This is a genomic window from Pseudooceanicola batsensis HTCC2597, assembly GCF_000152725.1.
GTDB classification, from domain to species: Bacteria; Pseudomonadota; Alphaproteobacteria; order Rhodobacterales; family Rhodobacteraceae; genus Pseudooceanicola; species Pseudooceanicola batsensis.
Map to the genome: position 1 here is coordinate 101,931 of NZ_AAMO01000008.1, position 21,537 is coordinate 123,467.

General features: G+C 68.7%; 23 protein-coding genes. 15 read left to right on the plus strand and 8 right to left on the minus strand.

Annotation, left to right across the window (positions count from 1 at the left end; genetic code table 11):
- Positions 1–6: 6 nt before the first annotated feature.
- Positions 7–642, minus strand: a complete 636-nt coding sequence (locus OB2597_RS01790) for an SRPBCC family protein (RefSeq protein ID WP_040608892.1) — start codon at positions 640–642, stop codon at positions 7–9.
- A gap of 153 nt (positions 643–795) precedes the next feature.
- On the opposite strand from OB2597_RS01790, the gene OB2597_RS01795 reads away from it, so the two are divergent.
- Entirely contained in the window at positions 796–1,683 is an 888-nt protein-coding gene (locus tag OB2597_RS01795) for a diacylglycerol/lipid kinase family protein (protein WP_009803793.1), read from the plus strand.
- 291 nt (positions 1,684–1,974) lie between these two features.
- Here the strand turns inward: OB2597_RS01795 and OB2597_RS01800 are convergent, their stop codons facing one another.
- Positions 1,975–2,490, minus strand: coding sequence for a sigma-70 family RNA polymerase sigma factor (locus OB2597_RS01800; protein WP_009803794.1), 516 nt, complete (start codon positions 2,488–2,490; stop codon positions 1,975–1,977).
- A 337-nt stretch (positions 2,491–2,827) separates the two neighbouring features.
- Here OB2597_RS01800 and OB2597_RS01805 point away from each other — a divergent pair, with 337 nt between their 5' ends.
- The gene (locus OB2597_RS01805; protein ID WP_009803795.1) at positions 2,828–3,328 is read left to right on the plus strand and encodes a YciE/YciF ferroxidase family protein; all 501 of its coding nucleotides are present in this window, start codon (positions 2,828–2,830) and stop codon (positions 3,326–3,328) included.
- 50 nt (positions 3,329–3,378) lie between these two features.
- Here the strand turns inward: OB2597_RS01805 and OB2597_RS22025 are convergent, their stop codons facing one another.
- From OB2597_RS22025 to OB2597_RS01820, 4 genes are all read right to left on the minus strand, one after another.
- Positions 3,379–3,534 carry a hypothetical protein gene (locus tag OB2597_RS22025; RefSeq protein ID WP_009803796.1) on the minus strand — a complete coding sequence of 52 codons (156 nt, stop codon included), beginning with the start codon at positions 3,532–3,534 and terminating at the stop codon, positions 3,379–3,381.
- A 260-nt stretch (positions 3,535–3,794) separates the two neighbouring features.
- Entirely contained in the window at positions 3,795–4,064 is a 270-nt protein-coding gene (locus tag OB2597_RS01810; RefSeq protein ID WP_009803797.1) for a hypothetical protein, read from the minus strand.
- 27 nt (positions 4,065–4,091) lie between these two features.
- A complete protein-coding gene (locus OB2597_RS01815; protein WP_009803798.1) occupies positions 4,092–5,135 on the minus strand; it encodes a Gfo/Idh/MocA family protein in 1,044 nt (347 codons plus the stop codon).
- Positions 5,132–6,115, minus strand: a complete 984-nt coding sequence (locus tag OB2597_RS01820) for an MDR/zinc-dependent alcohol dehydrogenase-like family protein (protein ID WP_040608893.1) — start codon at positions 6,113–6,115, stop codon at positions 5,132–5,134. The genes OB2597_RS01815 and OB2597_RS01820 overlap by 4 nt, the downstream gene beginning before the upstream one ends.
- Positions 6,116–6,367: 252 nt before the next feature.
- On the opposite strand from OB2597_RS01820, the gene OB2597_RS01825 reads away from it, so the two are divergent.
- The 9 genes from OB2597_RS01825 to OB2597_RS01865 all read left to right on the plus strand — a co-directional run bounded on the left by OB2597_RS01825 (position 6,368) and on the right by OB2597_RS01865 (position 16,391).
- The gene (locus OB2597_RS01825) at positions 6,368–7,492 is read left to right on the plus strand and encodes an NAD-dependent epimerase/dehydratase family protein (RefSeq protein ID WP_009803800.1); all 1,125 of its coding nucleotides are present in this window, start codon (positions 6,368–6,370) and stop codon (positions 7,490–7,492) included.
- The gene (locus tag OB2597_RS01830) at positions 7,489–9,474 is read left to right on the plus strand and encodes an NAD-dependent epimerase/dehydratase family protein (protein ID WP_009803801.1); all 1,986 of its coding nucleotides are present in this window, start codon (positions 7,489–7,491) and stop codon (positions 9,472–9,474) included. Before OB2597_RS01825 ends, OB2597_RS01830 begins: the two co-directional genes overlap by 4 nt.
- Positions 9,471–10,559, plus strand: coding sequence for a glycosyltransferase family 4 protein (locus OB2597_RS01835; protein WP_009803802.1), 1,089 nt, complete (start codon positions 9,471–9,473; stop codon positions 10,557–10,559). The genes OB2597_RS01830 and OB2597_RS01835 overlap by 4 nt, the downstream gene beginning before the upstream one ends.
- A complete protein-coding gene (locus OB2597_RS01840; RefSeq protein ID WP_009803803.1) occupies positions 10,556–11,662 on the plus strand; it encodes a CgeB family protein in 1,107 nt (368 codons plus the stop codon). Before OB2597_RS01835 ends, OB2597_RS01840 begins: the two co-directional genes overlap by 4 nt.
- On the plus strand, positions 11,662–12,753 hold the full coding sequence (locus OB2597_RS01845) for a CgeB family protein (RefSeq protein ID WP_009803804.1): 1,092 nt from the start codon (positions 11,662–11,664) through the stop codon (positions 12,751–12,753). Before OB2597_RS01840 ends, OB2597_RS01845 begins: the two co-directional genes overlap by 1 nt.
- Positions 12,750–13,832 (plus strand): CgeB family protein, encoded by a 1,083-nt coding sequence (locus OB2597_RS01850; protein ID WP_009803805.1) that lies wholly within the window; start codon positions 12,750–12,752, stop codon positions 13,830–13,832. The genes OB2597_RS01845 and OB2597_RS01850 overlap by 4 nt, the downstream gene beginning before the upstream one ends.
- Entirely contained in the window at positions 13,829–14,827 is a 999-nt protein-coding gene (locus OB2597_RS01855; protein WP_009803806.1) for a UDP-glucuronic acid decarboxylase family protein, read from the plus strand. The genes OB2597_RS01850 and OB2597_RS01855 overlap by 4 nt, the downstream gene beginning before the upstream one ends.
- Positions 14,824–15,558: a TIGR04290 family methyltransferase gene (locus tag OB2597_RS01860; protein ID WP_009803807.1), complete on the plus strand. Its 735-nt coding sequence runs from the start codon at positions 14,824–14,826 to the stop codon at positions 15,556–15,558. Before OB2597_RS01855 ends, OB2597_RS01860 begins: the two co-directional genes overlap by 4 nt.
- 71 nt (positions 15,559–15,629) lie before the next feature.
- Positions 15,630–16,391 carry an SDR family NAD(P)-dependent oxidoreductase gene (locus tag OB2597_RS01865; protein ID WP_050759178.1) on the plus strand — a complete coding sequence of 254 codons (762 nt, stop codon included), beginning with the start codon at positions 15,630–15,632 and terminating at the stop codon, positions 16,389–16,391.
- A gap of 49 nt (positions 16,392–16,440) precedes the next feature.
- Here the strand turns inward: OB2597_RS01865 and OB2597_RS01870 are convergent, their stop codons facing one another.
- A complete protein-coding gene (locus OB2597_RS01870) occupies positions 16,441–17,160 on the minus strand; it encodes a BON domain-containing protein (RefSeq protein WP_009803809.1) in 720 nt (239 codons plus the stop codon).
- 85 nt (positions 17,161–17,245) lie between these two features.
- On the minus strand, positions 17,246–17,791 hold the full coding sequence (locus OB2597_RS01875) for a hypothetical protein (RefSeq protein ID WP_009803810.1): 546 nt from the start codon (positions 17,789–17,791) through the stop codon (positions 17,246–17,248).
- A 229-nt stretch (positions 17,792–18,020) separates the two neighbouring features.
- On the opposite strand from OB2597_RS01875, the gene OB2597_RS01880 reads away from it, so the two are divergent.
- The 4 genes from OB2597_RS01880 to OB2597_RS01895 all read left to right on the plus strand — a co-directional run bounded on the left by OB2597_RS01880 (position 18,021) and on the right by OB2597_RS01895 (position 21,494).
- A complete protein-coding gene (locus OB2597_RS01880) occupies positions 18,021–18,380 on the plus strand; it encodes a hypothetical protein (protein WP_009803811.1) in 360 nt (119 codons plus the stop codon).
- A 16-nt stretch (positions 18,381–18,396) separates the two neighbouring features.
- Positions 18,397–20,562, plus strand: coding sequence for an outer membrane protein assembly factor BamB family protein (locus OB2597_RS01885; protein ID WP_009803812.1), 2,166 nt, complete (start codon positions 18,397–18,399; stop codon positions 20,560–20,562).
- Between the two features lie 116 nt (positions 20,563–20,678).
- Positions 20,679–20,864, plus strand: coding sequence for a DUF3008 family protein (locus OB2597_RS01890; protein WP_009803813.1), 186 nt, complete (start codon positions 20,679–20,681; stop codon positions 20,862–20,864).
- 222 nt (positions 20,865–21,086) lie between these two features.
- A complete protein-coding gene (locus OB2597_RS01895; protein ID WP_009803814.1) occupies positions 21,087–21,494 on the plus strand; it encodes a CBS domain-containing protein in 408 nt (135 codons plus the stop codon).
- Positions 21,495–21,537: the final 43 nt, after the last annotated feature.

A 21,537-nucleotide genomic window follows, 5' to 3' on the forward strand; every position in this document is an offset into this window, starting at 1 on the left:
GCCTCCTCAGTCGGACGAGCGGTTGCGCGCGGTGGCAACCTCTCCGGTTTCCATCAGCATCTTGAATCGCTTCATCTCGCGGCGGCCCTGGACGCGGGGTTCGCGTTGAAAGAGCTTGGCGATCAACTGTCCGGCCGCGCCCGCGGGCGGGACGTAGGCGACGATCGCCTCGACCTCGGTGCCGCGGTCGGCGGGGGCGTCGCGGAACATCACCTTGCCCTCGGTGTCGATGTCCGAGCCGTCGACGGATCGCCAGGCGATCTCCTCGTTCTCGCGATCCGCGACGATCTCGGTCCGGATCCGGTACGAGGCGCCGCCGGGGCCGCGGATCGTCCAGAGCGAGGCTTCGCCATCCGGCACAACGCTGTCGACGTTGTCCATCACCTGGGCGAGGTTCTCGAAGTCGCGCCAGAAAGTATAGAGTTCGGACCGGGGCCGGTTGATCGTCACGCTGCGGCCGGAAACGGCGTAGTCCCCATAGCGCGACTGGCGGCTGGTCCGGCCCGGCGCGCTGTCGGGATGGCCCGGCAGGCTCCTGCGCTCCTTAATGCGGGAATACGCGGTGTAGACCAGCAGCCCCGCGCTGGCAGCGAGCAGAATGTCCGGCAAGGCCACTCCGGCTCGGGTTCGGGAATGTCTCATGTCGTGTCTCCTTGATCCTTGCCGGTAACCGGCCGTTGCCGGAGATGTTCCCGGCGCGGTGGTGCAGGCGGCAAATCTCCGGTGCGGCTGACCATTCGGGAACAATCGTGCAACCGGCCGGTTTCCGGGCCTTGCAGACGCAAGGAGAATCTCATGACCGTTGACACGCGCCGGCCGGCCCTCAGGAACGCCCGCACCGCGCTGGTGATCCATGACGAGGCGGCAGGTGGCATTCCCGCCGGGGAACTGGCGACCGGGGCGAACTTTCTCGGGTTGCATATCGAGACGAAGCGCGCCGAGGAGGATATCGGGGATCAGGACGGGCACGGGGATTTCGACCTTGTCATCGTCGCCGGCGGCGAAGACCTGTTTCACGAGACGGCCGGGCGATGGCTGGGCCGGGACAAGCCTCTTCTCTTCGTTCCCGCCGACCCGGATTGCGCCACCGCCCGCTTCCTCTCTCTGCCGCGCCGTGTCGAGGACATGTTCGAAAGCCTCGCCACCTGGCCCGGAGTGACGATACGGCCGGGGCGTATTCGCGGGGCCGGAGGCGAGACCACGTTCTGGCGCTCGGCGGGTCTCGGCGCGCTGGCGCAGGTCATGCAGGACGCCAAGCCGGATGCCGTCGCCGCACTGGCGGACACGGTGGCCGCGATCCCGGCGGGCGATGCCCGCCTTCGCGTCGACGGCGACCGGGTCGAGGGCAGATGGCTGATGCTCGAATGTCTTGTGCAGCCCGAGCCGCTGCCGCAGCTTCCGCTCGTGCCCGAGGCGATGCCGGGCGACGCGCTGCTGCACCTCTTCGCGCTGCCCGAGGACAGCCGCGAGGCGATGATCGACTGGATGCTCGCGCCCGACGGCCTGCCGCCGGGACGGATGATAGCGGGGCGCGAGGTCGAGGTCGAGGGATGGTCCGGACCCTGCCATGCCGACCTGGCACCGTTGCGGATGGACTCCTCCGGCCGGTTCGCGGCCGGATTATCACCCGAGACGGTCATTGTACTGGCCCCCGTACCGCGACCACGGAACCTGAGCGGATGAGGCATCCCGAAAGGACCGTTCCGACCAGACGCAAGGAGAGGTGAACGCCCGGCGCGACGGAGCCAGCCGTTTCAGGCGCGGTCTCCCGCTCTCCGGTCGTTCGATGAACACAGCAGCCTTTTCCGAGCGCGGCGCGAAACGCCGCCTCGGAAAGTGTATGGGCGCAGCGCCTGTCAGGCGACGCCCGCGGTCGGGATGAAGACCAGAGCCTTCAGATCGAACGCCAACCCCTATCCCGAACAGGGACATTCAGCGCAGGCGGTTATCACACGGCAACATGCTTCTGCGGCGTCACACCTCGCGGTCGCCCAGATCCTCGATGATCATCGCCCGCGCACGGTTCACCCGGCTCTTCACCGTACCCATGGCGACCTCGCAGATCTCGGCGCTCGTCTCGTAGCTTTCGCCGAGCATCACCACCAGGATGAACATCTCGCGGTAATGAATCGGCAGGCGGTCGACGGCGGCCATCACCTCGTTGCCGCGGATGGACCATTCCTGCGTGGGCGCGGTCCATGGGTTGGAGGAGACGCAATCCTCGTCCCCCGGGCGCTCGCGTCCGGATTTCACGCGACCGTTGTAGAAGGTGTTCCGCAGGATGGTGAAGAGCCAGGCCCGCAGGTTGGTGCCCTGCCGGAATTTTTCCCTGTGCCGGATCGCCTTGAGCAGCGTCTCCTGAACCAGATCGTCGGCTTCTTCGGCATTGCGCGCCAGAGAGCGCGCAAAGGCCCGCAGCGCGGGTATCCACTCCACCGTTTCCTCGGGGTCCAGACAGCCCGCTTCCTCGTCCGTTTGGTCTATTCGCATCGCGCCTCCAACATGCGCCGCCACACACGCATTCCGCTCAGCCGAAGCCAAGGTTTCAGGGGACGCCATTGATCCGAGCGCCTTCGGCGTCCCGCGTCACTCGATACCTGCCCGGGGTCTCGCGCCATGCGCGCCGTGGTTATCGCCCCTGCCCGACTGACGCCAGCAAGCAGCGTCCCAATGGACAACTACATGCGGCGGGCATGGTTCCAGTGGCTCCGTCCGCTCGCGTCGATACGCGAAGAAATGCCGGCGGGAACAAACCCCGGTCCGGTGCGGTTCAGGGAGTTCACGACGGCCACCCGGCCGGACAGCTCACAATCGGAAGGAGTTTGAAATGGCACTGTTCTCGAAGGACATCACCTCGAAACACGATCTCTTCCTGCATACGATGCGGGACATCTACTATGCGGAGAAGCAGATCGAGAAGGCCCTGCCCAAGATGATCTCGAAGGCCTCGGACGGGCCGCTTAAGGAAGGCTTCGAATCCCACCTCGAGGAAACCCACGGGCACGTGAAACGGCTCGAGGATGCGTTCAAGGCGCTCGGCGAAGAGGCCAAGGGTGTCGAATGCCCGGCCATCGACGGCATCATCAAGGAGGCCGAGGAAGTCGCCGGCGAGGTCGGGGACCAGGAGGTGCTCGACGCGGCTCTGGCAGCGGCGGCGCAGGCCGTGGAGCATTACGAGATGTCGCGCTACGGCACGCTCATCGCGTGGTCGAAGGAAATGGGCCACGACGAATGCACCCGGCTCTTCGAATCCACGCTGGAAGAGGAAAAGGCCGCCGACAAGAAACTGACCGAAGTGGCCGAAAGCCGGCTGAACAAGGCTGCTTGACATCGGCTGGCAGGCCTCTCGCCCCGCCAGGGGCCTGCCCCCCGCGCCGGTCAGCCCTGATCGCGCAGCAGCCGCTGAAGTTCCCGCGCGAGATCGAGAAGCCGTTCAGGCGTTTCCTCGCGCTCGATCGCCTCGAGCTGTTCCCGGAGGGAGGCCTCGATCGGCGCTCCGGTTACGGGACCGGCGCCCTTCTCTTCGTCTTTCATCCCGACTGCCCTTCGCCTGTACGGTTCTGCGTCTCGACCGGCCTCCGGAATGGATCGCAAAGGGGTCGGCGGAAGAGACACTGTATCACGATCCGACTGGCAGAGAATGCCGGGCGGGCTGAGGGGCGATCAATTTTCCGTTGTGTTGTGCAGAAAGCAACGCCCCGCCCATGCGAAAATGTATCGGGTCTCGGGGGATGCGGGCCCCCGCAGCTCCGGCGAAACCGGCCGGTCCTGCGGGGACAGGGCGAACCACGGTCCTATCCGTCGCTTCGGTCGACGAACTTGTTGAACCGGCTGGTCTGCCCGTCCTCGGTCATGTCCTGGTGGAGGAAGGCCAGGTCCCGCTGCTCGAAGATGCTGAAGAAGTCTTCCCAGTTAATCGGTTCGAGGCTCTCGTCCTTCGGCTCGAAGTCGATCCGTAGAACGCCCCCCTCTCCGGTATCGCGCACGCGGGCCGGTGTGCCGCCCCGCGCCTCGACCCATTTGCGGATCACGTCATGATCGGTGGTGCTTGCTGCTTCGCTCATGGTTCTCTCCTGGTCGTGATGTTCCGGTCAACGTCGCCCGGCACGACCCGTTCCCGAGGCGCCCGTTCCCGAGGCGTAGATCGCGTCGAGCGTCCGCGCCACGGTGACAAGGCGTTCGCATTCGGGGTCGTAGCCCTCGCCGCGCGCGAGACGGCCGAGCCAGTCGACCGCCGCGCGGGCGCCCCAGTCGTCCGGCGGCGCGGCCAGCAGGCGGGTCTCGCAGCCATCGTGGCGCCAGGCCTCGAAATCGTAGAACGAGCCGCCGGTATTGGTCACCGTGACCCCGCCTTTCGTGCCGTAGAACTCGCAGCGGATCACTGCGTCGCAGCCCGCCGGGAGGTTCCAGGAACAGGCGAGGCGGACGGGAATGCCCGTCTCGGTCTCGAGCGTCGCGAGGGCGAGGTCCTCGACCCCGTCGCCATCGGGCTCCAACGGCTGTCCGCCGCGCTTGAGGCTCGCCGCTCGGCACTCGACCTCGGGCCAGTCGAGCAGCCAGAGCGCGAGGTCGACCAGATGCACGCCGAGGTCGATCAGGCAGCCCCCGCCCGACAGCGACCGGTCGCGGAACCAGGGCTTGTCCGGGCCATAGGCGTTGTGGAAGGTCAGGTCCACGGCATAGATCTCGCCCAGCCCGCCGTTTCGGATCTCATCGGCGATGGCCCGAACGGCGGCGGTATGGCGATAGGAAAGATCCGTGGCCAGCAGCCGGTCCGCCTGGCGCGCGGCGGCGACGGCGGCGGCGGTTTCCTCGGCGTTCCGGCCGAGCGGCTTCTGACAGAAGACCGCGGCACCGCTTTCGAAGGCCTGTATCGTCTGGGCTGCATGAAGCGCCGATGGGGTGGCGATCACCACGCCGTCGGGCTTCAGCTCCAGGATCTCGTCGAGCGAACGGCCCCGCTGCGCAAGCGAGGCGATGGTGCCGCTCTGAGCCACGGCTTCGGGATCGAGATCCGCGAAGGCGAGGATCTCGCCCATGCCCGTCGCGGCCATGGCTTCCATCCGGTTGCGCCCGATCCAGCCGAGACCGAGAAAGCCGAGCGTCGGGCGGGACAGCGTGACATCGTCCCTCATGGCATCACCACCACCGCCTTGACGAAACCATCCGGCTTGTCGCGCGTGGCGTCCAGCGCCGCGCCGAGGCGGTCCAGCGGGTATTCGTGCGTCAGCAGCTCCTCGGTGGTCAGAACCCCCTCGTCCACGAGGCGCATGGCCTCCTGCATGGCGGCCAGGTTGGTGGCCCGGTCCCGCACATGGGCGTTCGCGATCTCGAAGGCGCGCCAGTTCCAGAGCTGCATGTTCACCTGCCGCGGCCCGTCCTGATGATAGCCCGCGATCACGAGGCGGCCGCTTTCGCGCAGGATCTCCGCGGCCATGTCCAGCGGCCACTGATAGCCGGTGCATTCGACGACCACGTCGCACCCCTGCCCGCCGGTCAGCGTGCCCAGCTTTTCCAGAACCTCGCCGTGGTCGGCCATCGCCACCACCTCCGCCGCGCCCATTCCGGCCGCGAGGTCCAGGCTTTCCTGCCGTCGCGAGATCGCGATGACCCGCGCGCCCGCCCGGGTCGCCAGCTGCGTCAGCACCGCCCCGAGAAAGCCGATGCCGATGATCGCCACGGTGTCGCCCGGCTCGACCCGCGCGGCCCGGAAGATCGAGACCGCGCATCCGAAGGGTTCGGCCGGCATGGGCCGATCCCCGAGGGCGGCCGGAATCGGCAGCGCGGCGTCCTGCGCCACGACCTCGTGCGTCGCGAAACTGCGGCCGCCGAAGACCGCCACCCGCTCGCCCAGCCGGTCGTGCGGCACGCCCGCGCCGAGCGCGTCGACGCGCCCCCAGCCCTCATGGCCCAGCTCGCCCGGGGGGAGGGGGAACTCCATCCACTCCGGCCCCGACCACGGCCCGAGGTTCGAGGCGCAGACGCCGCATCCCTCGAGCCGCACCCGGACCTCGCCGGGTCCGGGCTCCGGCAGCGGCTGCTCCGTCATCTCGACCTGTCCCGGCCCGATCACCTGCGCGGCCAGCATTCTCGTATCCAGTCGACCTCCGTCCATCCGGTCCCTCCTTGGTATCAGTCAGCTGCGGCAACCGGAGGCGCGCGGAAATGTTCCTGATCTTCTTCAACCCCCGCCTGCCCTGCACCCCGCGCGCGCGGGAGAGAGCAAATTCTCGCGGGTGGAAGTCATTGATGTCACGGAAGAAGAAGCTGCTCCTCGGATTTTCGCGGCTATCTGTAGAAAAACATTGGGAACAATCCCCGGAAGCTCCTGTTCTCGGAAGCTGTGGAAGCAGGAACGGAGACCACCATGGCGAATGTCCTTGTCACCGGAGGGTGCGGATTCATCGGACGGCACGTCGCGGCGGAGCTGATCGGGGCCGGTCACGGCGTCCGTCTTTACGACGCGATGATCGAACAGGTGCACGGCGCGGCGGATGCCGGCCCGAGCGCGGACATCCCCCCCGAGGCCGCAGTGATCCGTGGCGACATGCGCGACGCGCCGCGGCTGGCCGAGGCGCTGCAGGATTGCGATGCGGTGATCCACCTTGCCGCCGAGGTCGGCGTCGGTCAGTCCATGTACGAGATCGCGCGCTACGTCGGCGCGAACGACCTGGGCACCGCGGTCCTGCTCGAGGCGATCGCCGCGCAGCCGGTGCAACGTCTCGTCGTCGCCTCGTCGATGAGCATCTACGGCGAGGGTTACTACGCCCTGCCCGACGGACGCCTCTATGACGGCGCGCGGCGGCGCAAGGCGGATCTGCGCGCCGGGACCTGGCAGCCCTCGGGGCCCGAGGGCGAGGCGCTCGAGGCCGTGCCGACGGACGAGACCAAGCGCCCCGACCTCGCCTCGATCTACGCGCTGACCAAGTACCAGCAGGAACAGGCGGCGCTGATCTTCGGGGCGGCCTACGACCTGCCGACGGTGGCGCTGCGTCTGTTCAACGTCTTCGGCGCGGGACAGGCACTGTCGAACCCCTATACCGGCGTTCTCGCCAACTTCGCCTCGCGGCTTGCCAATGGCGAACGCCCGACCATCTTCGAGGACGGCCAGCAGCAGCGCGACTTCGTGCATGTCCGCGACGTCGCCCGCGCCTTCCGCCTCGCGATGGAGGCCGAGCCCGGGGCGGTATCGGGCGAGACCTTCAACATCGGCTCGGGCCGGTCCTACACCATCGAGCGGATCGCGAGCCTCCTGGCCGAGGCGATGGACCGCGCCGACCTCGAACCGGAGGTGCTGGGCCGGTTCCGCGCCGGCGACATCCGCAACTGCTTTGCCGATATCGGCAAGGCACGCGACCGGCTGGGCTTTGCGCCCGAACACCGGCTGGAGGACTCGCTCGGCCCCTTCGTGGACTGGGTCCGCCGCTCTCCCGCCGTCGACCGCGGCAGCCAGATGCGCAGCGAACTGGAAGAGCGGGGGCTGGTGTCATGAGCCAGTTCGGTTTCGTCGAATGGTTCAGGCCCGGCGACCGCGACCGGGTCGAACAGGTGATGCCGATGCTCGAGGCGACGGGCGCGGCCTGGCTGCGCACCCACCTGTCATGGGCCGACTACCACGCGCCGGGCGGCCGGGAATGGTACGACTGGCTGCTGCCGCGGCTGGCGCGGAACATCGAACTGGTGCCCTGCATCCACTACACCCCGCCCTCGCTGTCGCGCACCGGCAAAAGCTCGGGCGCGCCCAAGGTGCTGAAGGACCTCGCCGACTTCTGCGACACGGTGATGACCGACTACGGCGCGCATTTCGAACATATCGAGCTGTGGAACGAGCCGAACAACCTGCTGGATTACGACTGGCGCGAGGATCCGGGGTTCGAACTCTTCTGCGAGATGCTGGACATGGCCGCCCATTGGATCCGGGAACGCGGCTGGAACCCGGTGCTGGGCGGCCCCTGCCCCTTCGATCCCTACTGGCTGGACCTGATGGGCCAGCGCGGGATCCTGTCCTACATGCACGCGGTCGGCTTTCACGGCTTCCCCGGCACCTGGGACAGCGAGGAAGGGTCGTGGTCCGGCTGGGACATGCACCTGGGCGAGATGCGGACGATCCTCGACCGGCACAATCCGAAATCCGAGATCTGGATCACCGAGACCGGGTATTCCACCTGGCGCAAGGACGAGATGGAACAGGCCCGCCGTTTCGTCCAGGCGCTCGACGCCCCGGCCGAGCGGATGTTCTGGTACGCCTGGCAGGATCTGCAGCCGCACGTCGCGGTGCAGGAGGGCCTCTGGTTCGACCCCCGGCACTATCACCTCGGCGCGCTCACGGCGGACCGGCAGCCCAAGCTGCTGGCCCGGATGCTGCGCGAGGGCGGCGTGACCCGCCTGCGCGACGTCACGCGGCTGTCCGCGCCCGCCGCGCTTGACGGGGTCCGGCCAGTGGTCGTCACCGGCGGCGCGGGCTTCATCGGTTCGAACCTGACGGAGAGCTTTCTTCAGGAAGGCCGCGACGTCGTGGTGCTGGACAATCTCTCGCGCCCGGGGGTGGAAGAGAACCTCGCCTGGCTCAGCGCCCGGCACGGTGATCTGGTCCACCCCGCCCCGGTCGATCTGCGCGATTCACAGGCGCTGAGCGACAGCGTCAAAGATGCCTCAGCCGTCTTCCATCTCGCGGCGCAGACGGCGGTGACAAGCAGCCTCGACGCGCCGGTGGACGATTTCGACATCAACGCCCGCGGCACGCTGAACCTGCTCGAGGCGGTGCGCGCGACGGAACGCGAGGTGCCGGTGCTCTTCGCCTCGACCAACAAGGTCTACGGCGCGCTGGCCGATCTTGAGGTGCGCGACCGGGACGAGGTCGTGGTGCCCGCCGAACAGCGACACCTCGCCGGCGTGGACGAGACCCGCCCGCTGGATTTCTGCACGCCCTACGGCTGTTCCAAGGGCGTGGCGGATCAGTACGTGCTGGATTACGCGCGCAGCTATGGTCTGAAGGCCGCGGTGCTGCGCATGTCCTGCGTCTACGGCCCCCGCCAGTTCGGGACCGAGGATCAGGGTTGGGTCGCGCATTTCCTCATCTCGGCGCTCAAGGGCGAGCCGATCACGATCTACGGCAGCGGCCGGCAGGTGCGCGACCTTCTCGAGGTCTCCGACGCCGTGGCCGCCTACCGGCAGGTTCACGCGCGGATCGGAGACCTCTCGGGCCACGCCTTCAACCTCGGTGGCGGCGCGGAAAACGCTGTCAGCCTGCGGCAGGTCCTGAACGAGATCCCGCGCCTTACCGGCATCACGCCCGAGGTGCGGCACGGCCCCTGGCGGCAGGGCGACCAGCCCTGGTTCGTCGCCGACACCTCGGCACTGACCGCGGCCACCGGGTGGCATGCCCGCACCGGATGGCGTGACGGGCTGACCCGTCTCGCCTCCTGGCTGAGCGAGAACCGCGTGCGCTCGATCGAGCGGAGCATGATCGCATGAGCCTCCGCATCCTGATGACCCTCGACGCCGTCGGCGGCGTCTGGCGCTACGCGGTGGACCTCGCCGCCGCGCTGGCCGAAGAGGGGTGCGAGATCGTCTTTGCCGGCTTCGGTCCGGAACCGGACACCACGCAGCGGGACGAGGCGCGCGGCATCGGGCCGCTGGAATGGGGCGCGGCACCACTCGACTGGCTGGCCTCGGGTCCCGGTGACCTGGACGGGGCGCCGGGATGGCTGATGCAGGTGGCCGAACGCCACGGCGTCGATGTCCTGCATCTCAATCAGCCCACGCTGGCCGCGGGATTGCGGGGCAGGACGCCCTGTGTTGCGGTCACTCATTCCTGCCTCGCCACCTGGTTCGGAACAATGGAGGGCGGCGCGGTCCCCGGCCCCCTGCGCTGGCAGGTCGAGATGACGCGGGCCGGACTGGCCAACGCGCATCACGCCATCGCACCCTCTGCCGCCCACGCCGCGCTTGTCCGGCGGGTGTATGGTCTGGCGGATGTCGCGACTGTCCGCAACGCCAGCCGCTCTCCCCTGCTGTCGCCCGGCGACGGCGATGGACATGTGACGGCCGCGGGGCGGTGGTGGGACCGGGCCAAGAACGGTTTTGTTCTCGACCGGGCGGCGGCGCTGACAGACGCACCTTTCGTTCTGATCGGCAGTGCCGACGGCCCCGACGGGCAGCGCTTTGCCCCCGCCCATCTGCCCCCGCCCCGCGCCCTGCCCCATGGCGAGACGACCGAGCGGATCGGGGCGGCGAGCCTCTTCGTCTCGCCCTCGCTCTACGAGCCTTTCGGCCTTGCCGCGCTCGAGGCGGCGCGCGCCGGCCGTCCGCTCCTGCTGGCGGACATCCCGGTCTACCGCGAACTCTGGGAGGGCGCCGCGCGGTTCTTCGATCCGCAGAACCCCGCCGACCTCGCGCAGACCGTCGACGCGCTTCTGGACGCGCCGGACGACCGCCTCGCCCTCGGGGCGGCGGCGCAGCGGCGGGCGCTGCGCTACGGGCTCGCCGAACAGGCGGGTGCGATGCTGGAGATCTACAAGGAGGCCACGGCCCGCGCGCCGCTGGACATGGTGCCATGAACTTTGCCTTTCTCACCCATTCCCTGGTGTCCGACTGGAACCACGGCAACGCGCATTTCCTCCGCGGCGTGATGCGCGCGCTCCAGGTCGAAGGCCACAGCTGCACCGCGCTGGAACCCCTCGACGGCTGGTCCCGCAGCAACCTGATCGCCGAGCGGGGCGAGGCGGCGGTCGAAGCATTCCACGCCACCTTTCCCGATCTGCATACCATCAGCTATGGCGGGTTCGACGAGATCGCGGACGTACTGGAGGGGATGGACGTCGTCGTAGTCCACGAATGGACGGATCCGCAGATCGTCTCGGCCGTGGGGCGGCTGCGCGCGCGCGGTGCGACCTTCCGGCTGCTCTTTCACGACACGCATCACAGGGCCGTCACCGCCGATGCCGAAATCCGGTCGCTCGACCTGTCCGCCTATGACGGGGTGCTGGCCTTCGGCGAGGCCCTGCGCCAGCGCTACCTCGCGGCGGGCTGGGGCGACCGCGTCTTCACCTGGCACGAGGCGGCGGACGACAGCGTCTTCCGCCCCCTGCCCGACCTCGGGGCCGAGCGTGACCTGATCTGGGTCGGCAACTGGGGCGACGGCGAGCGCTCCGGGGAACTGATGGAGTACCTCGTCCGGCCGGTGGCCGAACTGGGCCTTTCGGCCACGGTGCACGGCGTGCGCTACCCGGACGAGGCGAAGGCGGCGCTCGACGGGGCGGGCATCGACTATGCCGGTTCGATCGCGAATGCCGACGTCCCCCGCGCCTTCGCCCGCCACCGCGTCACCGTCCATGTTCCGCGCCGGCCCTATGTCGAGGCTTTGCCCGGCATCCCCACCATCCGCCCGTTCGAGGCCCTGGCCTGCGGGATCCCGCTGATCTGTGCCCCGTGGAACGATGCCGAGGGGCTGTTCCGGCCGGGCACCGATTATCTCACCGCGTCGGACGGCGCGGACATGAAGCGCCGCCTGCGCGACGTGCTCGCCGATCCGGCCCTGGCCCAAGAGCTTGCCCGCAACGGGCTGGAACGCATTCGTGACCGCCACACCTGCCGCCACCGTGCGGCCGAACTGCTGGGCATAATCGATGCCGTTAGCGGCGCGAAAAGGGAGATCGCCTGATGAAACGGATAGCCTTCTATGGGTCGAGCCTTCTGTCCTCGTACTGGAACGGCGCCGCCACCTATTACCGCGGCATGGTCCGGGCGCTGGCGTCGCACGGCTGGACCGTCACCTTTTACGAACCCGACGTCTGGGACCGCCAGAAGAACCGCGACATGGACCCGCCCGACTGGTGCCGCGTGGCGATCTGGCAGCCCACGGACGAAGGGCTGCGCACCGCCGCGGGACAGGCCGCCGAGGCGGATGTGGTGATCGTCGCCTCGGGGATCGGACACGCGGACGACGCCCTGCGGCGCGAGGTGCTGAACCGCGCCGGACGTAATGCGCTGAAGATCTGGTGGGATGTCGATGCCCCCGCGACCCTGGCCGAGATGCGCGGCGCTGCCGGTCACCCGCTGCGGCGCGACCTGCCGGAATTCGACATCGTGCTGACCTATGGCGGGGGACGGCCGGTCATCGACGGCTACCGCGCCCTCGGAGCCCGCGACTGCGTGCCGATCTACAACGCGCTGGACGCGGCGACGCATTTCCCGGTGCCCCCCGATCCGCGCTTCGCCGCCGATCTCGGGTTCCTCGGCAACCGTCTGCCCGACCGCGAGGCGCGGGTGGCCGAGTTCTTCCTGAAACCCGCCGCCGCCCTGCCTGACCGCCGCTTCCTTCTGGGCGGCTCGGGATGGGACCCGGCGGCGCTGCCCGACAATGTCCGGGCCGTCGGCCATGTCGGAACCGGCGATCACAACGCCTTCAACGTCACCCCCCGCGCGGTGCTGAACATCGCCCGCGACAGCATGGCCGAGGCCGGGTTCTCACCCGCCACGCGCGTCTTCGAGGCCGCCGGCGCCGGGGCCTGCCTGATCACCGACGCCTGGAAAGGAATCGAGATGTTCCTGAAACCGGGACGCGAGGTGCTGGTGGCGCGTGACGGCGACGAGGTGGCCGAGATCCTGCGCGGCCTGTCCAGTGACGATGCCCGCCGCATCGGAGAAGCCGCGATGGCCCGCGTCCGCGCGGACCACACCTATCAGAACCGGGCCGAGGAGGTGACGGCCCTCTTCGACCGCATGGCGCAGCACAGGGAGTTGCAAGCATGACCAGACCGCTCGACATCGTGATCTTCGGCCTGTCCCTCTCCTCCTCCTGGGGGAACGGACACGCCACGACCTATCGCGCCCTGCTGCGTGGCCTGGCAGCCGAGGGGCACCGGGTGCTCTTCCTTGAGCGGGACGTGCCCTGGTACGCCGAGCACCGCGACCTGCCGGACCCCGATTTCTGCGAGTTCGCGCTTTACGGGTCCCTGGACGACCTGGGCCAGTGGCGCGAGCGGATCGCACGGGCGGATGCGGTGATCGTCGGATCCTATGTTCCCGACTCGATCCTGCTTCTCGACCGGCTCGCGGATCAGGTGCCGGGGCGGCTCGTCTTCTACGACATCGACACGCCGGTGACGCTTGCGGCACTGAAGACCGACAGCGCGGAATACATCGCGCGGCGGCAGCTGCCGGAAATCGACCTCTATCTGTCTTTTGCCGGAGGGGCCGCGCTGGAACAGCTGCGCGGTTTCGGGGCGCGCAAGGCGGCGCCCTTCTACTGCTCGGTCGATCCCGAGCGCTACGCCCCCGTCGACACCGACCTCCGCTGGGACCTCGGCTATCTCGGCACCTACAGCGACGACCGGCAGCCGGGGCTCAAGGCGCTGCTGCTGGAACCCGCGCGGCGCCTGCCGGAATGTCGGTTCGTGGTCGCCGGCTCGCAATATCCCGACGACATCGACTGGCCGCTGAATGTCGAGCGGATCGACCATCTGCCGCCGCCGGACCACGCCGCCTTCTACAACGCGCAGCGCTTCACCTTGAACCTGACCCGGGCGGCGATGCGCAGCGTCGGGCATTCCCCCTCGGTCCGTCTGTTCGAAGCGGCGGCCTGCGGCACGGCGATCCTGTCGGACCGCTGGCCGGGGATCGAAGAGGTGCTCGCGCCCGGCGAGGCCATCACGATCGTCGATACGCCGGATGACATCGCCGCCGCGCTTCAGATGCCGGAAAACCGGCGCGAGCGGATGGCCCGCGCCGCGCGCGACAGCGTGCTCGGCCATCACACGGGCCGCGCCCGCGCCCGCCAACTGGCGGCCATGGTCCGCGACCTGCCCGTCAGGACGGAGGTTCCGGCATGAACGTTCAGCACCTACCCCAGACCGCGCTCGTCGCGGGCGGCGCGGGATTTCTCGGCTCGCATCTCTGCGACGAGCTGCTGGCCCGCGGCCTGCGCGTGATCTGCCTCGACAATTTCCACACCGGGCGGCGCAGCAATGTCGCGCCGCTGTGCAACGACCGCCGGTTCACCCTGATCGAGGCGGACGTCACCGATGCCCGCCTGCCGGACCAGCCCGTGGACTGGGTGTTCAACCTGGCCTCACCGGCTTCGCCGCCGCACTACCAGTCGGATCCGGTGCGCACGATGATGACCAACGTGGTCGGCACCGGCAACCTGCTCTCCTTCGCGACGCGGGCCGGGGCGCGCTATCTCCAGGCGTCGACCAGCGAGGTCTACGGCGATCCCGAACTGCACCCGCAGCGCGAGGACTACTGGGGCCACGTCAACCCGATCGGCAAGCGCGCCTGCTATGACGAGGGCAAGCGTGCGGCGGAATCCCTCTGTTACGACCATTTCCGCGCCGGCAGCCTCGACGTGCGGGTCGCGCGGATCTTCAACACTTACGGCCCCAGGATGCGGTCGGACGACGGCCGCATCGTCTCGAACCTGCTGGTACAGGCCCTCGAGGGGCGCGAGATCACGGTCTACGGCGACGGCAGCCAGACGCGCAGCTTCTGCTATGTGTCCGACCTGGTGCGCGGGCTGATCGCGCTGATGGCGGTGGACGAGACGCCGGAGGGGCCCGTGAACCTCGGCAACCCGCAGGAGGTGAGCGTGCTGGATCTGGCCCATCATATTCGCAAGGCGCTCTCCTCGAGTTCGTCCATCACCTTCAAACCCCTGCCGTCGGACGACCCGAAACGGCGGCGGCCCGACATCACCCGGGCGAAATCGCTTCTCGACTGGACGCCGAAGGTGCCGCTCGACGAAGGCCTGGCCCGCACGGCCGCCTGGTTCGGCGTGCCCGGCCACCGTGTCGCCCAACCGGAAGAACTCGCGAGGCCAGCAGAATGACGACATTGACCGACAGGATCGAGAACCTGGCGCCGTGGTTCCACAACCTCCGCCTCGACGGGATCGAGACGGCGCCGGACCATCCGCTGGGCGATTACCCGGCCTTCAAGTGGGACGGCTTCCGCCATGTCATCCCCGAGGATCTGAGCGGGCAGACCGTGCTCGACATCGGCTGCAACGCCGGTTTCTACGCCATCGAAATGGCCCGGCGGGGCGCCGAGAAGGTGGTCGGGATCGACAGCGATCCACGCTACCTCGCGCAGGCGAAGCTCGCCGCCGAGGTCGCGGGGGTCGAGCTGGAGCTGCAACAGATGTCGGTCTACGAGGTCGGCCGACTGGGGATGCGCTTCGATTTCGTGATCTTCATGGGCGTACTCTATCACCTGCGCCACCCGCTGCTGGCGCTCGACCTGCTCTGGGAGCATGTGGTCGGCGACCGCCTGCTCTTTCAGTCGATGCAGCGCGGCAGCGACGAACAGGCAGAACCCCAGCCCGACTACCCGTTCGAGGACGAAAGCCCCTTCGCCCGCGAGGACTGGCCGCGGCTGCATTTCCTCGAACATCGCTACGCCGGGGACCCCACCAACTGGTTCGTGCCGAACCGCGCCGCAAGCGCCGCCATGCTGCGCAGCGCCGGTTTCCGGATCGAGGCGCAGCCCGAGCCGGAGGTCTTCCTCTGCCGGCGGGGCGACCGTCCCGAGGCCGTGGATCCGCCGCCCCGGATCGGCTGAGGCGTGGCAGCAGGAACATGCGGCGCAGCTGCCGGTTTCCGGGTCTGCACCCGGACAAACAGGAGACCGGAATGAACCGTTTCGAGAACAAGACCGTCATCGTGACCGGCGCCGCCTCGGGCATGGGCCGCGCCACGGCCCGCCGCTTTCTCGAGGAAGGCGCGCGAGTGGCGTGCGCCGACCTTCCCGATCAGCTGGAACAACTGCCCGGCGATCTGGAATGCGACAGCGCCCTTAGGTGCCCCACCGACGTGTCGGACAGCGACCAGGTCGATGCGCTGGTCGACCGGACGGTCGAGACCTTCGGCGGGCTCGACGTCATCGTGAACAATGCCGGGCAGCTTATCGGAGGGGAGATCGGCGAAGTCACGAACGAGGACTGGCACAAGGTTTTCGCCACCGACGTCGACGGCGTCTTCTACGGTTGCCGCGCTGCCCTTCCCCATCTGGAACGTTCCGGCGGCTGCGTGGTCAACACCGTCTCGGTCTCGGGCCTGGGCGGGGACTGGGGCATGAGCCCCTACAATGCCGCCAAGGGCGCGGCCGCGCAGCTGACCCGCGCGCTGGCGCTCGACTTCGGGCGCAAGGGCGTGCGGGTGAATGCCGTCTGCCCGACGCTGACCCGCACGGGAATGACGACCGACGTGGTCGCGGACGAGGAGATGGTGGAGAAGTTCCGCGAGCGCATCGCCCTCGGCCGCTATGCCGAGCCCGAGGATGTTGCGGCGGTCATCGCCTTTCTCGCCAGCGATGACGCGCGGTTCGTGACCGGGGTCAACCTGCCGGTCGACGGGGGCCTGATGGCCTCGAACGGCCAGCCGCCCCAGGCCTGAGAGCCCGGTACCGAAGGGCGCCGCCGGAGGCTCCGGCGGCGCCGGCCCGTCACACGGTGCCCGGCTGCCGGGCGGTCTCTGCCGGCCGGATGCGCAGGTTGTTCTGGACATGTACGATGCCGCTGATGGTGTCGGCGCAGTCTTCGGCCCGACGCTTCGCCCGGCGCGAATCGACATGCCCGTCGAGGGTGACCTCCCGTTCCTTCACCGTCACCTCGATCTCGCTGGCATCGACCGCGCTGTCGTCGGTGAGGCGGTCGTTTACGTCCTCCTCGATCCGCGCGTCCGACCGGGTATAATTGCGGGGTCCGCGGCCACGATGGTCCTCTTCCCGGCGCCGCTCCGCATCATCGTCGCCGACCCAGGACGAGACCTCGTCCGCCGCCTTGTCGAAAAAGCCGCGACCGCCCCGGGGACCGCCGTCGCCATAGCCGATGCCGGGCCGCCGGTCATAATCCCGGGTCCGCCAGTATTCGTCCGGCCCTTCGTCCCGCGGCGCCGAATATCCCGCGTGGAGGGGGCGGCGAAGCGGATAGTCGTAGGGCCGGGGCCATCCGGCGGTGACGGGCGACGCCTGCGGCAGATCCATCCGATCGCCGACCGGGTCATCCCACTGGTCACGGTCATCGGCGCTTTCGTAGGGGTCGCGACCGCGCCGGCCCGGCGGAGGCCCGCCGAAGCGGTCGCGGGGCGGAACGACGTCCCGCGGGTCCCAGTCGGCGCGGGCCCGGGGATGGTGGTCGGGATTGCGGGAAAATCGTGGTGCCATGATCTCCTCCTTTCGGGGTTGGATCACGGAAACCGGGACCGGGCGACTAATGTTCCCGGCCCCGCCGCCGCGGGCATACCGCCGCCTACAGGTCGTCCACCACGATTGTCACGTCGTCGGTTCCGGCGGTTTCCCAGGTCAGAACGTCCTCGGCCGCATAGCCTTCGCTCTCCAGGGCGCGCACGGCGAATATGTTCAGCCCGATCTGGCTGCGGATGTCGGCGATGATCTCTCTGTTCTCGCGCAGAACCTCCCTGAGGCTCTGAGCGTGGTAATCCTGCGTCCCCTCCAGGTCGCTGACCGGAAGAATGTGGACCTCGGCGACCGTTTCGAGGTGCGCCAACGGGTCCTGCGGAACTGCCGTCTTGCTCCGCACGCTGTCGATGACCGCCTGCATGTCGTCGAACATCTCGCGCGAGGGGTCGGGCTCCGGGCCGCGTTCCGCAGTCTCTGAATTTTCCTGCGCCGCGTCTTCCGGCGGGGTGGGGACCACCTCTTCGACGACCTCGCCGCGCGGGATTTCGATGTCCGCCGGCTCCTGCGCCTCGATGTCCTGCTGCGTCTGAGCGGCAACGGCCGTCCCGATCGCCAGGGTGCCGAGTCCAGTCAAGAATGTCGTAGTGAGCTTCATCACGTTCTCCCGCTTCCGATGCGAATTCTGCCTTCGTGAAAAGAACAGGGTAGCAACGGCAAATGTTCCCCGCCCCGCGTGAGGCCAGCGACTTATCTGCCGCCCGCCACCGGGAAATCCGGGTCCGCCCGAAAGATCGCGCAGCTTCTGGAACATGCGCGGCCCGCAACTGTTCCACCCAGTGAAGCGGATCCGCTTCACCTTCCGTCAACGCACACGGAGTTCCGGCATGACCACCACTGAAGCTTCTTCGCCCCCGGCATCCCGCAACATCGGCGTCCTGATCCTGGGATGGATCTGCGTCCTATTCGGTCTCGTCATCCTCGCGGGGGGGATCTGGCTGATCGCGCTCGGCGGCTCCTGGTACTATGCGCTGGCCGCCATCGGGCTTCTGGCCACCGGCCTGATGCTCAACCGCCACAGGATCGAAGCGGTGTGGATCTACCTCCTGACCTGGGTCGGCACGCTCGCCTGGGCCTGGTGGGAGGTCGGGGCCGACTGGTGGGCGCAGGTGCCGCGGCTCGTCGCGCCCACGGTCATCCTGGTCCTCATCCTGATCTGCATTCCCGCGCTCAAGAAACGCGCCTGACGTACCGGAGGAAAACATGTCGCCCATCCTGTTCCGCCTCGCCCTGACAGCCACCCTCGCCGCCCCCCTCCCGCTTCTCGCGCAGGAGACCACACCCGACAGCGACGCGCCGCCACAGCAGCAGGACGAGGCGCCAGCTGGGGCCGACCCGGAAACGACCGCCGCGCCGCAATCCGACGCGGGCGAGGCTGCGACGGCAGAGCCGGCCGACACCGCCGACAGCGAACCGGTCGCCTCGGTGGTCGAACCGTCCCAGACCCGGGTCGCGGCCGAACAGAGGCAGGTCGGGGTGGACTGGCCCTTCTACGGCGGCGACGCGCAGGCCACCCGCTATTCGCCGCTCGACCAGATCACCCCCGAGAATGTCAGTCAGCTCGAAGAGGTCTTCACCTATCACACCGGCGACCTTCCCGAAGGCACCGCCGAGGGCAAGTATTCGCCCGAAACGACCCCGCTCAAGGTGGGCGACGACCTGCTCATGTGCTCGGCAATGAACATCCTGATCTCGGTCGATGCCGCCACCGGCGAAGAGAACTGGCGCTTCGATCCCGGGGTGCCCAACGACGCGATCCCCTATGGCGCAAGCTGCCGGGGCGTGGCGATCTACACCGCGCCCGACATGGCCGATGACGCCCCCTGCGCTACCCGTGTCATCCAGGGCACGCTGGACGCCAAGCTGGTCGCCGTCGATGTGGCCACCGGCGCCCCCTGCGAGGATTTCGGCGAGAACGGAACCGTGGATCTGTGGCAGGACATCGGCGCGCGCGTGCCGGGCTGGTATGCGGTGACCGCACCGCCCGCCGTCGTGCGTGGCGTCGTGGTGACTGGCGCGCAGGTCAAGGACGGCCAGGCCGAGGATGCGCCCTCGGGCGTGGTCCGGGGCTACGACGCCATCACCGGCGAACTGGCCTGGGCCTGGGATCTCGCCGCGCCCGAGGCGAACCGCGACGGCCCGCCCGAGGGCGAGGTCTATACCCGCGGCACGCCGAACATGTGGACCGCGGCCACCGCCGACGAGGAACTGGGCCACGTCTATCTGCCGCTCGGCAATTCCTCGGTCGACTACTACGGATCCAACCGCTCCGAGGCCGAGAACGAATTCGCGACATCGCTGGTCGCGCTCGACGCCACCACGGGCGAGGAGGTCTGGCATTTCCAGACCGTCCGGCGCGATGTCTGGGACTACGACCTGGGCAGCCAGGCCACGCTGCTCGACTGGCAGGGCACCCCGGCGATCCTGCTGCCGTCGAAACAGGGCGACATCTATATTCTCGACCGCGAGACCGGAGAGCCCCTGACCCCGGTCGGGGAGCTGACCGACCTGCCGACGGGCGATATCGAGCCCGATTACATCTCGACCACGCAGCCGATCTCGGAGTGGCACACGCTTCGCAAACCGCCGCTGGAGCCGAAGGACGCCTGGGGCTTCACTCCGATCGACCAGCTCTGGTGCCGGATCCAGTTCCACCGCGCAAATTACCAGGGCTTCTTCACCCCGCCCTCTTCCGAACGGCCCTGGATCCAGTATCCCGGCTACAACGGCGGGTCGGACTGGGGCTCGGTCGCGGTGGATACCGAACGCGGCATCATCATCGCGAACTACAACGACATTCCCAACTACAACCGGCTGGTGCCGCGCGACGAGGTGACGTCGCAGCCGATCCACAAGCAGGAGTCGGGGGGAGATTCCGGCACCAACGCCGAAGGCGCCGCCGACCCGCAAGAGGGTGCGCCCTACGGCATCTCGGTCAACGCGGGCTGGCGATCCTCGCTGACCGACATGCCCTGCTCGGCACCGCCCTACGGCGGGATCCGGGCCATCGACCTGGAGACCGGGGAGACCCTGTGGGACCGTCCGCTCGGCACCGCGCGGCGCAACGGGCCCTTCGGCATCCCCTCGATGCTGCCCTTCGACATCGGCACCCCGAACAACGGTGGCTCGGTCGTGACCGCCAGCGGCCTCGTGTTCATCGCCGCCGCGACGGACAACCTGTTCCGCGCCATTGACATCGAAACGGGCGAGACCTTGTGGTCCACCGTCCTGCCCGCCGGGGGTCAGGCGAATCCGATCACCTACGAGGTGGACGGCCGGCAATACGTCATGGTCACCGCCATGGGGCACCACTTCATGGAGACGCCCGTGGGGGACGAGGTCATTGCCTGGGCCCTGCCCGAGGAGTGACCTCTGGCGCCCGATCCGGGCCTGCCGGGCCGGCGGCGCGGGAACATCTCCGCCGCTTGCCGGTTCCCGCTGCATCCCGGGCATGTCGCCCGGGGCGCAACGCTTCGGAGACCGAGATGCCCGCGAAATCGAAAGCCCAGCAGAAGGCGGCCGGGGCCGCCCTGTCCGCCAAGCGCGGCGAGACGAAGGTGAGCGACCTGCAAGGCGCGGCCAAGGATATGTACGACAGCATGTCCCAAAGCCAGCTGGAAGACTTCGCCGAAACCTCGCGCAAGGACAAGCCGGGCCACGCCTCGGATTGAGCGGCGTCCTGCCCCGAGAAGCGCCGCGCCGATCCTCATGGGGTCCACCGTCCCGCACGGCGGCCACCGGCCCTCCCCTCGTGCGGCGCCTTGACGACACGCCGGGTCGTCCGCCGCCTTTTTTATCACGCGGCCGGCTACGACCCTCTGCGAACCGAACGGGCGGAACAAACCTGCCTGCCCGCGGTTCTCCGGAGGACGCAGCACAAAGGAGGCCACGCCTTGCAGATCTCCGAGATCACGTCCCGCGATCCGGTCACGCTGTCGCCGGATCGGACGGCCCGCAACGCCTCCCCGCTGGTGGACCGTGCCGGGTACGGCTTTCGTCCTGGCGGCAGAGACGATCGCCTGGCCGGGGTGCTGGCCGACCGTGGCATCGCCCTCGGGGGCATCGGCCGGCGACACCGCCCCGGCTGTCCGCTGCGCGACGCGAGGACCGCCGACGCCCGCTATTGCACCGATGCCGACGACGCCGGGACGGCGGCCCGCGACATAGCCGAACTGCAGGTCCGGCAGGGGCGCACCGTCGACGTCGCCTCGCTCGGCGCCCGGGCGGTGTGCCACGACGGCGGCACGGCCGAAGTGGCGCTCGGGGGTCTCTCGCGGCCTGGCGGCGCACGTACCAGCTGACAATTCCGGCCCCGCCGGCACGCGACCCAGGCGGGGCCTTTCT